The following is a 2,411-nucleotide window of genomic DNA, read 5'->3' on the forward strand; positions in this document are numbered from 1 at the left end:
ATGGTTATGCCCGGCGACAACATCACGGTCGATGTCGAGCTGATCGTGCCGATCGCCATGGAAGAGAAGCTGCGCTTCGCCATCCGTGAAGGCGGCCGCACCGTCGGTGCCGGCATCGTCGTCACCATCAAAGAGTAATCGAGCCCGGCATCGCCGGATCGAAACGGATAGGGGCGGCCCTCGGGCCGCCCTTTTTCGTTGGCCAGATGTGCCTGTTTTGGGGTCCCAATCTCTGTTGCAAGTCTGTGAGCCTCTACAGTATAGATTGCATTGAGGGCTTGGTCGGATGGTTCCACAGCACCGTTTGCATAGTCGGTCATGGTGGGCACTGGGGCTGATCTGCCTGGTGTCGATGTTTGCCATGGGCACTGCCGCCTTGGCGGCCGAGACAAAAAATTCAGAGCCGGATCCGGATCCGCCGATGCGGTTCGTCGTCGTGCGCAGCGACGCGGCGGGCTGTGAGCCGAGCTGTCCGGAATGGATATCGGCCGAGGGTGCGATATCGGCCAAGTCGCCGGCGCTGCTCAAGGCTGCCCTGAAAACGCTCGGCGGCCGCAAATTGCCGATCGTCATCAACTCTCCCGGCGGCGATGTCGATGCAGCCATCGCCATGGGCCGGATGATACGCAAGAACAAGCTCGACATCGCGGTCGGCAGGACCTGGTTCGTCGGCTGCGAGCCAGGGGTGAAAAACTGCAAGGAGAACGACGCCAGAGGCGCGCACTATATCGGCAGCCCCTATGTGCTCGGCAGCTATTGCGCATCCGCTTGTCCAATGATGTTGGCCGGCGGCACCAGGCGCCTGGTCGGGCCGCTGGCCTATCTCGGCGTCCACCAGATCACCACCACGATCGTGCAGATGAACGTGCAATATCAGGTCCGCTACCGGATCGTGAAAGGCAAGAAGCGGGTCATCAGCAAGAAGGTCGTCAGCCGCAAGAACACCGGCAGCTACAAGACCTACGAGATGAGCAAGGGGGTGGAGCGCAAGCTGTCCGCCTATTTCAAGGAGATGGGTGTCGACCTCAGCATCATCGAGACGATGAAGAGCACGCCGGCCAGCGACATCCAGCAGATCGACCTCAGCGACATGCTGACAATGAAGCTGGTCACCAGCGAAGACGCTGCAGATCTGCTGACCAGCGCAAGCCTGTGCAGGCTGGACCTTCCGGCTCCGAATTGCCGGGAAATACCGGCGAACAAGCCAGCCGGCGGCCTGCCGGATGTGGCAAAGGCTGCGCCGCTGCCGGTGAAGCCGGAGAGCGCGCCGCACGATGACGGCATGCGCTTTGTCGTGGTTCGCGGCAGCAACCCGCTCTGCAATCCCGACTGCCCGGAATGGATTGCAGCGCAAGGCGCGATTACGCCCCAGACGCCGCAGAAACTCAGCCAATTGCTCGCCACGCTTGGCAACCGGCGGCTGCCGGTGGTGATCAGCTCGCGAGGCGGCGACCTCTCCGGCGCCCTGGCGGCGGGCCGGATCATCCATGAAAAGAAGCTCGACGTTGCCGTTGCCCGCACCGATTTCGTCGGCTGCGACCCGGCAGAGTGGAATTGCCTGGCCAGGGAAGGCGCCTATGCCGGGCTGAGCGTCGATGGCGACGGCGACTGCGATTCGGCCTGCGCGCTCATGCTGGCCGGTGGCGCCAGGCGGCTTGTCGGTACCCAGGTGCGGCTCAGCCTCTATCTGATGGGGCAGAAGCAGGCGGTCAAGTCCTACCTCGACGAGATGGCGATCAGCCCCGCTTTGTTCAGGGCGCTCCAGGGCAGTTCGGTCGAGCGCCAGCTCGAACCCGACATGATGCTGAAGGTTGGCCTGACGACCGGGCGCCAGTCGGTGGATGCGCTGACGGGTTCCAGCATCTGCAAGTCGGCGCCGAAACCTGAGAATTGCCGCGTGGTGCCGTCGTCCAATGGCTGATCGCGCCTATCGTCATGGAAGAGAAGCCTTGCTTCGCCTTCCGTGAAGGCGGCCGCACCGTCGTGCCGGCGTCGTCATCACCATCGAGAAATAGTCGAGCCGGTGTCAGCCGGATCGACCAGGAGAGGGCGGTCTTTGGGGCTGCCTTTTTGTTTCCGGCGTTGCGCGGCACAAGTATTGCACGGTTGGTCAAAGCTATTGCAAGCACCGTCGCCGCAACTATTATGGATTGCATTGAGAGGTTTGCCGGGCGTGGTTTGGGGACACCGTTCAGACAATGCTGCAAGGTGGCGGCGCGGGCTGGTTCGGCTGGCGACGGTGGCCGCGATGGCGATGGCTGCCTTCGCCGCGAAGGCCGAGGATGCCGCCCCCGGGACATGGCAGACATTGCTCCCTCTGCAGGGAGTGCCCTATCTGTTTAGTCCCAAGGTTTGATGGGTTGGATCGAGCCTGAATCGTTCGGGCTCTTTTGTCCAGATTTTGCAGATGT

The 2,411-nt window shown here is 62.5% G+C and carries 1 protein-coding gene and 1 pseudogene; both read left to right on the forward strand.

Annotation, left to right across the window (positions count from 1 at the left end; genetic code table 11):
• Window positions 1-138 (forward strand): annotated as a pseudogene (gene tuf, locus X756_RS1000000168505) (elongation factor Tu); the annotation flags it as partial.
• A gap of 148 nt (window positions 139-286) precedes the next feature.
• On the forward strand, window positions 287-1,921 hold the full coding sequence (locus tag X756_RS136305) for a hypothetical protein (protein ID WP_031239776.1): 1,635 nt from the start codon (window positions 287-289) through the stop codon (window positions 1,919-1,921).
• Window positions 1,922-2,411: the final 490 nt, after the last annotated feature.

It is taken from the genome of Mesorhizobium sp. LNJC405B00 (genome assembly GCF_000502615.1).
In the GTDB taxonomy this organism is placed as follows: Bacteria; Pseudomonadota; Alphaproteobacteria; order Rhizobiales; family Rhizobiaceae; genus Mesorhizobium.